We start from the raw sequence: 7,468 nt of genomic DNA on the forward strand, positions 1-7,468 counted from the left end.
TCATTTTTCCTGTTCATTCTTTTACCTCCTGCTTTCTTTTCGGCAGAAGCAGGCCGGTGCAGGTGACGGGTTGAAATTGACGGTTACTTATTTCCTGACGATTACAGAAGGCATAAAACGAATACAATCGCTTACAATAATCGGAATTTATAAATGGCCGGCAAGCACATATATAAAATACGGGAATTCATTATTGATCGATATCCGATGATCTCTGTGATCGTACCTGTCTATAATGGTGAACAGACAATCAGAAAATGTCTTTCAAGCATACTCAGTCAGCACTATCCGAAGAACAAAATGGAAGTGATTGTGATCGACAATAATTCCAGCGATAAAACAGCAGTATTCATAAAACAATATAATGTCCGGTATTTTCATGAAAAAACCAGAGGAGTTTCCAGGGCCCGCAACACGGGAATCATGGAGGCTCGTGGAGATATTCTCCTCTTTATTGATGCCGATTGCACCGCCTTCCCTGATTTGTTATACGAGCATGCGCGTGCTCATCTTTATTTTAATAAACACCGTCTGCCGGTTAAGGCCGTCGGCGGAGGAATTGAAGGAGAAAACAAAACCTACTGGGCTGTGTGCGATGATTTCTTTTCCTGGTTTCTTTTTAACCCCGGGCTGAAACCCGGATTCGCCGCGTTTCATACCACGGCAAATTTCAGTATATCACGAGATATACTCCCGGTCATCGATTACTTTGACGAAAGCCTCGATTATGCCGAAGATTTTGTATTCTGTTCCGGCATTACAAAGCAAGGATTTCAGATTTATTTTCATCCTTTTGCTAAAGCAAAACACATGAACAGGCTATCCCTTAAAGCCGCGATGCGGCATGCACGAAATTGGGCGAAAACCCAATTTAATATCAGGGTAAAAGGTTATGTGAACAGAGACTTTCTAAAAAATGAGCTTCACATCATTTTTTACTATTTTTTTTACTATATTCATCGGCAGTTTTTTGGCATGCTTCGTTATATACTCTCTTCAAGACGTTATCATGTCATTTTCTATTTTCCTTTTATCATTCTCATTGGAATGCAATATCTTTCGGAAGAACTACAACATGAGCTGCGATATTGCCGGTACAAGAAATTGTTATCCAAAAAAAGGGAAAAAAAGCTGCATGTGAGAAAATTATTGACCAGCTTAAGCAGGGTGTATAATTCTTTTAAACGATTACACGGTAAAAAGATTAATAATTTTCTTGTTAATACAGAATCTCTCACTAAATATATAAAGTATTTATTGACGGGAAAGGCTTCGGCTCCCCGCGAAATCGTTCTGGATCCGATAAATATCTGTAACCTGCGATGCCCTCTTTGTCCGACTGGTTTGAAAAAACTTGATTTCCCAAAAACCCGGATGGATTTTGAAACCCTTGCATCACTGACGGATCGGATTGTAAAGGATTTCCCATTTCTGAACCTTATTCATCTGTTCAGCTGGGGAGAAGTTTTTTTACACCCGGATATTTTTGCTATCATCCGGTACTTAAAACAGAGAGAGTTCATTATTTATATTGATACAAATTTCTGTTTTCACAGGGACACGATGTTCTTTCAATCACTGGCTGAATCCGGAATAGATGTACTCACGGTTTCCATCGATGGTGCCTCACGGGAATCTTATGCGGCATACAGGCGCGGCGGGGATTACAGCCTGGCGCTTTCCAATTTACGTCTTGCCGTCGAGACAAGAAACAGATTAAAAATAAAAACTCAGGAGATAATCTGGAAATATATCGTTCATAAATACAACGAACATGAAATCAATATTGCCAGAAAACGAGCAGCGGAGATTGGAGTAACGCTGCAACTGGTACCGATTGGACTCGGCGAAGTACTTCCCGACATCGAATTCCCTGATTCACTGGAATCGAGAAAATCCGGGTGGCTTCCTGCACAGGAGAAATACATCAATCCTGTTTACCTGCCATACAGCAGGCGTTCTGCATCGAGACCAGGTCTCCGTTTTTGTCCATTTCCATTCAAAACACTCGTTATCTGTCCAGATGGTAAAGTTGTTCCCTGCCCCGTAATTACGAGTGAAAGCAACGCATTCGGCGATATAAAAAAAGAAACCCTAAAGCAAATCTGGCATAACGATTATTTTGAGCATTCACGAAAGATTTTTACCGGAAAACGGAAGGTTTACGGTAATCGACACATTATTTGTGACAGGTGTAAAAATTTCATATGAATGGTTTGTTCCCTGAAAGAGCATCGAATAAAGTAAATATCCCTGATGATACTGATACATTTCCGTTGTTTCCTGTTCAGAAATCACTGCTTAAAATTTTGGAAAATCCGAATCACTGGAATCTTTCTTATTTGCTTTTTAAAAAACCAGGTTGGCGGAAAGAACCGCTCGCTGAGGTTTTGAGGGAATTGAGTCTCTACCATGAGGCGTTTTCCTTTCGGTTTTTCAAGAAGAATACGGCGTTCTTTCAACGGCGCATCGCGCATCCATTTACTTCCTGTCTTTTTGAAGAAATAAACGTTATGAAAGCAACCGACACCGCGGCGGCAATAGATACAGAAATGATAAACGCCCAGGGGAAAATACATATTTTCTCAGGACCTGTACTTGTTTTACAATTATATAAAGCAAAAACAGGCGATTTTCTCTATTTAGTCACCAATCATTTATTGTTTGACGGCATATCGTTCAAAATAATCGTCGGCGATATATTCCGCGGATACAATCAATGCGAACAAAGAAAGGAAATTTGTTTTCATAAAAAAACCGGTTCCTATCCCGATGCATTAACACAGATATATGAATTCTCACAAAGTCGTGTATGCATGAACGAGATCGCTTACTGGGAGAACATACTTGATTCGGTTCATATTGCAAACCCTGCCGTCCGCCCTCTCAAAAGGACTCAGCGCATCGAACGTAATATGGCGGATATAAAAACCGTCATTTTGTCTCCCGAAGAATGCCACGAGTCCAGACAAATTCTCAGAACGCATGAGGTGGGCGCGTTCGCGTGTTACCTTACCATCATGGGCCGGACGTTGTGCGCTTTTTATAACATACCCGGAATTATCATCCACCTCGTCAATCACGGCAGAAACTGGGAAATCGGCCCGCTTACAATAACACGAACCCTTGGACCATTCTGGCTTACATTTCCGGTTTATATTTCCCCTGGTGCGAGTGGATATCCACTGGATGAAATAACAGAGACTCAACATCTCCTTGAATGCATTCCCCATTCAGGACGGGGATATGAAATAGTAAAGGAGATAGTGCTTGAGAACACGGAATTCAATAAAAAAGCAGACTCCCTGCCATATAACATCCTATTCAATTTTATCGGTTTTATAAATGAATTCACAAATTTTACCGGCGATGATGAGTGCACAGTCTCAACCTACATGAAAGATTACAACAGACATCCTGACGCCGCCTGCCCTTATTCACTAATAATCAACCTCAGGCGTATCAGTAAAACCCTGCACCTGCAGATTATTTACAACATGCTGGAATATTCACGTGCAGAAATCAATCATCTGAGTTTGGATTTTAAAAAACAGCTGAAATACCTCATGCGTATTCTTAACAGCACAGAACAACGAAAGGCCTATGATTTAAAATGAAAATCGCGCTCATCAGCCGCTACTGTAATAAACGGCAGGGAATTCCCAGTGTCGTGGCGAACCTGGCAGAATGTTTTTCCGAAAAGCACGAAGTTCATATATTCAGTCAAACCTGTGAAGACGTGGATACAAAGAAGATTTTTTTTCATTCTTTGCCCGCATTATTTCCGCGTCATTTTATCAATGAGTTGTTCTTTTTCATTATTGCCGGATTGTTACTCAGAAAATACCGATTTGATGTTGTACATTTTCACGATCCATGTCTGTATCAAGGCGGTATTTTTACAAGCCACGCCTTTCCCAGAGCCGGCATCAAGAGGATAAGAAGATTGAATAAAATCTGTGATACCGGTATAACAGATAAATATTTTCATACTTATAAACTACTGTTTCCTGTTTCCGAATATAATATGTCGTTGAAAAGTAGAACCCGGATTATCGCTGTTTCAAACAGAATGAAAACGAATATCGTCACACTCCTTGGCAGACAACCGGATGACATCGATGTGGTTCCGAATGGTGTAAATCCGGAAAAATTCGATTTCCGGACCAGCAGAACATACAGAAAAGAAATCCGCGAAAAACATTTCATTACCGAAAATGATTTCATTATTCTGTTTGTCGGATATTATCATTTAAGGAAAGGACTCAAGTTTCTCATTGAAGCTTTGAAACAAATAAACAATGAATTGATCAAAATTCTGGTGGTCGGTGATGATCCGTTTCGAAGAGAGTATCTTTTATCCCTTATCAACGAATATCGTCTTGAAAGACGAATAATCTTTGCCGGCGATCAAAAGGAAATGGGCGGATTTTATGCTTCAGGAGACGTTCTGGTGCTGCCGACTTTATACGAACCTTTCGGAAACGTGGTACTGGAAGCCATGTGTTGCAGCGTTCCCGTGATCCTGTCACGACAAGCGGGCGCCTGTGATATTATTCAGGATGGGGAAAATGGTTTACTGATAAATGATCCGACTAACCCATTGGAAATAGCGAAATTGATCCAGAAGCTTTACGATAATCCCGGAATGATGAAAACAATCGCTGAAAGAGGTTATGCGACTGCCATTCGATATTCATGGAATACCATCGCGAAACGCACTTTGGATATCTATAAAAGCTATATCGATGACAGAGGTAATCGTATTCACTCCTCATAGGATTGTCGAGAATTTCAAGAACGGTATATAACTCAAACTTTACGGCGACACTCCCGATCCGCGTCATCTACCAGCCGCAGGTATCCGCGTAATCTGCTGTACCTTGAAGGTGTTTCAATTGTAATCTTTATTTCGCCGCTGTCAAGAGCAAGGGGAGACATTTGCGCTATCATAGCCGTAACAATATTAATACCAAAATACATGCATTATGTTCATATTACATATAACGCAAATGTCTCTCGTCCTCCCTCCGCTCGGACTCTTGACAGCGGCAAAAAAAAGGATTGAGAGGGAAGAAAAACTTCAAGGAGGCTTGCCATGGATTCGTTTCTTTACAAAGATCTTTCGTATAACGTGCTGGGGATTGCATTCAAGGTTCACAATACCCTCGGCCCCGGCCTTTCTGAAAGCGCCTACCAGGGGGCGCTTGTCGTCGAACTAAAATATAACGGTATCCCGTTACAGATGCAACAGGTGTACTCTGTCTACAGGGATGAATATGTCTGGGCGTATATAGCGGATATTGTCGTCGACGGCAAGATCATTCTCGAACTCAAATCCGTTCGGCAGCTTACCGCCGGTATGGAAGCGCAGATCATCAATTACCTCAGGCTTTCCGGTATGCCGGTTTTCAATCTCCACCAATAGCTTTTAAAACTTGTTTGACAATTTTAGGATGAAGTATTTTCCCCGAATGAAACGGAACAACAATACGACGATTTTCCCTAAAAAAGACTTTATGACTGCCCTTTATACGGATTATTTCAAAGCCGTTCATTAATAGCAAATGCTCCGCCTCAACTGCCGTCATTCTTGGCGATTTAGCCAACTATAACCTCAACATTTGTTGAAACGATTTCCTTACTCAATACTTCCGCTATTTCATCATCACTGAGTGTTTCCATATATGCTTCAACCGCCTCTTTTATATTTTCCATAACTTCTTCAAAATTGTCACCTTGTGATTGGCAACCTTCAAGTTCGGGACAATAGGCATAATATCCATATTCGTCTTTCTCAATAACAACGGAAACCTTGTAGTTCATACATACTCCTTGCTGAAATTATAACCGTTTATTAACTCATATTTCAAGTTAAAAATTCCCACTTATCTACAGGGATGAATACATCGGGGCTTACATCGCGGATATCGTCGTCGACGAAAAGATCATTCTCGAACTCAAATCCATTCGGCAGATAACAACCGGCATAGAATCGCATATCATCAATTACCTGAAGCTTTCCGGTATTCCGGTCGGGTATTTGTTCAACTTTTACCCCGTGCGGCTTCAATGGAATCGGTTTGTTAATGCGTGCGGGGGAAAGAAGTGAGGGGGAATCATCCCCACACCCTACATATCTATACCGCTTCGCCGTCTTGCATCCACCGCATTTATTCTTTCACATTCCACCTGTCTGAATGGATCATTACACAATAATATTCATTAATCATCTGGCTCATAGAGCTTGTCAAGCAATTCACTGAAACTATCGCAAATATAGGAAATAGCGTCTTCAGGATATCTTGAAGCAACTTCATGATCCCAAAACACAATTTTTGGTGCTTTTTTATCTTCTCGATAATCAAAACATATATAATTTCCGAATGGATCCGAGGCAAAAGGATAGATATTGTCCACTAATCTGTCTTTAATTGCATTATACGTTTTTATTATATTGTTTGCCAATCCTTCATTAAAATTTAACAGCCATTCAAATACAGCTTCTTTATGATCCTTAAAATCATATGCCTCCGGTTTTGGTGCTCCGCCATTATTTATCTTGACACATTCTCTATAATCTTCCGGAAATCTGATATTAAAAATATTTTCAACTTTTATAATTTCTTTATCAGAAATATCTTTTTTTTTCACAAACCATTTTACATTATTACTCATATAAATATCTCCTTTTCTCTTTCATCTCCCGCCTCCCCAAATAAACATACCACCAGTATGCCCAATTGCAGAGTGCGGTCCTTCATCTACAAGCTGTAATTTTCCTGGAGTTTGATGATGATGCCATCTAAATTCATCAGGGGTTTTATGTAAATTTATTATCGTTTCCTTTTGCTCTGCTGTAAAACGATTAGCTATATCTTCATTATTCTGTATAGCTTCAGCTAATTGCTTAATCGCTTCTCTTTTATGTGCTTTATCTCCAAGCTCAAATTGGGTTGGATCGATATTAGCGTCATATAATGAATCAAAAATCGGAAATCCTAGAATATCATGTTCAACACCATTTATCACTTTATTGGCCCTTTTTGGATTTGACGCTTTAATAAGTCTATTTGTATACGTTTCATTATTTTTTCCCAACCATTTTGTGGCTGCATCATTAACATTACAGAAAGCATCCTCAATGTACGCTGCTACCATCATTTCACCTAGAGTAGCAGGACTAAAAATAGATAATGCAGATACAATAGTTATTAAATAGAGAGCAGGATGAATATTTCTTCCAATATCAACAAGAATATTATGTGTATCTTTGTCATACTTATTTTGTCTTTCTATTACTTTATTAATATCTCTCCTTATATCAGAAGGCGGCTGGAAACCGGGAGGCACATCATATGTAATAACAGGATCAATATTATTTTCTGGATAATCTATATACCCTATTATAATAGTAACTCTATCAGTGCCGTTGGTAGTTGAAATCACCGTCTTAAAATTATTAGGA

10 protein-coding genes are annotated in these 7,468 nt (G+C 39.7%); 6 read left to right on the top strand and 4 right to left on the bottom strand.

Annotated features, from left to right (window positions below):
- The 5 genes from JW881_15545 to JW881_15565 all read left to right on the top strand — a co-directional run.
- On the top strand, positions 1–211 hold a 211-nt coding region (locus JW881_15545; GenBank protein MBN1698931.1), incomplete at its 5' end, for a hypothetical protein.
- Positions 208–2,211, top strand: coding sequence for a glycosyltransferase (locus JW881_15550; GenBank protein ID MBN1698932.1), 2,004 nt, complete (start codon positions 208–210; stop codon positions 2,209–2,211). The genes JW881_15545 and JW881_15550, both read left to right, overlap by 4 nt.
- Positions 2,208–3,617, top strand: coding sequence for a hypothetical protein (locus tag JW881_15555; GenBank protein ID MBN1698933.1), 1,410 nt, complete (start codon positions 2,208–2,210; stop codon positions 3,615–3,617). The genes JW881_15550 and JW881_15555 overlap by 4 nt, the downstream gene beginning before the upstream one ends.
- Positions 3,614–4,780 (top strand): glycosyltransferase family 4 protein, encoded by a 1,167-nt coding sequence (locus tag JW881_15560; protein ID MBN1698934.1) that lies wholly within the window; start codon positions 3,614–3,616, stop codon positions 4,778–4,780. The genes JW881_15555 and JW881_15560 overlap by 4 nt, the downstream gene beginning before the upstream one ends.
- Positions 4,781–5,098: 318 nt before the next feature.
- The gene (locus JW881_15565) at positions 5,099–5,428 is read left to right on the top strand and encodes a GxxExxY protein (protein ID MBN1698935.1); all 330 of its coding nucleotides are present in this window, start codon (positions 5,099–5,101) and stop codon (positions 5,426–5,428) included.
- Here JW881_15565 and JW881_15570 read toward each other — a convergent pair.
- Positions 5,412–5,558, bottom strand: a complete 147-nt coding sequence (locus JW881_15570) for a type II toxin-antitoxin system HicA family toxin (GenBank protein ID MBN1698936.1) — start codon at positions 5,556–5,558, stop codon at positions 5,412–5,414. The two genes, JW881_15565 and JW881_15570, sit on opposite strands and share 17 nt — an antisense overlap.
- Before the next feature lie 43 nt (positions 5,559–5,601).
- Positions 5,602–5,826 carry a type II toxin-antitoxin system HicB family antitoxin gene (locus JW881_15575; GenBank protein ID MBN1698937.1) on the bottom strand — a complete coding sequence of 75 codons (225 nt, stop codon included), beginning with the start codon at positions 5,824–5,826 and terminating at the stop codon, positions 5,602–5,604.
- 64 nt (positions 5,827–5,890) lie between these two features.
- On the opposite strand from JW881_15575, the gene JW881_15580 reads away from it, so the two are divergent.
- A complete protein-coding gene (locus JW881_15580) occupies positions 5,891–6,112 on the top strand; it encodes a GxxExxY protein (GenBank protein ID MBN1698938.1) in 222 nt (73 codons plus the stop codon).
- A 113-nt stretch (positions 6,113–6,225) separates the two neighbouring features.
- Here the strand turns inward: JW881_15580 and JW881_15585 are convergent, their stop codons facing one another.
- Both JW881_15585 and JW881_15590 read right to left on the bottom strand, forming a co-directional pair.
- Entirely contained in the window at positions 6,226–6,678 is a 453-nt protein-coding gene (locus JW881_15585; GenBank protein ID MBN1698939.1) for an SMI1/KNR4 family protein, read from the bottom strand.
- A gap of 21 nt (positions 6,679–6,699) precedes the next feature.
- On the bottom strand, positions 6,700–7,468 hold a 769-nt coding region (locus JW881_15590), incomplete at its 5' end, for an HNH endonuclease (GenBank protein ID MBN1698940.1).

Source organism: Spirochaetales bacterium (genome assembly GCA_016930085.1).
Taxonomy (GTDB): Bacteria; Spirochaetota; Spirochaetia; order SZUA-6; family JAFGRV01; genus JAFGHO01.

Bases quoted from the DNA above. Each gene is read 5' to 3' on its own strand.
- JW881_15555 (MBN1698933.1), top strand. From the start codon at position 2,208: ATGAATGGTTTGTTCCCTGAAAGAGCATCGAATAAAGTAAATATCCCT.
- JW881_15575 (MBN1698937.1), bottom strand. From the start codon at position 5,826: ATGAACTACAAGGTTTCCGTTGTTATTGAGAAAGACGAATATGGATAT.
- JW881_15560 (MBN1698934.1), top strand. From the start codon at position 3,614: ATGAAAATCGCGCTCATCAGCCGCTACTGTAATAAACGGCAGGGAATT.
- JW881_15570 (MBN1698936.1), bottom strand. From the start codon at position 5,558: ATGAACGGCTTTGAAATAATCCGTATAAAGGGCAGTCATAAAGTCTTT.
- JW881_15550 (MBN1698932.1), top strand. From the start codon at position 208: ATGATCTCTGTGATCGTACCTGTCTATAATGGTGAACAGACAATCAGA.
- JW881_15565 (MBN1698935.1), top strand. From the start codon at position 5,099: ATGGATTCGTTTCTTTACAAAGATCTTTCGTATAACGTGCTGGGGATT.
- JW881_15585 (MBN1698939.1), bottom strand. From the start codon at position 6,678: ATGAGTAATAATGTAAAATGGTTTGTGAAAAAAAAAGATATTTCTGAT.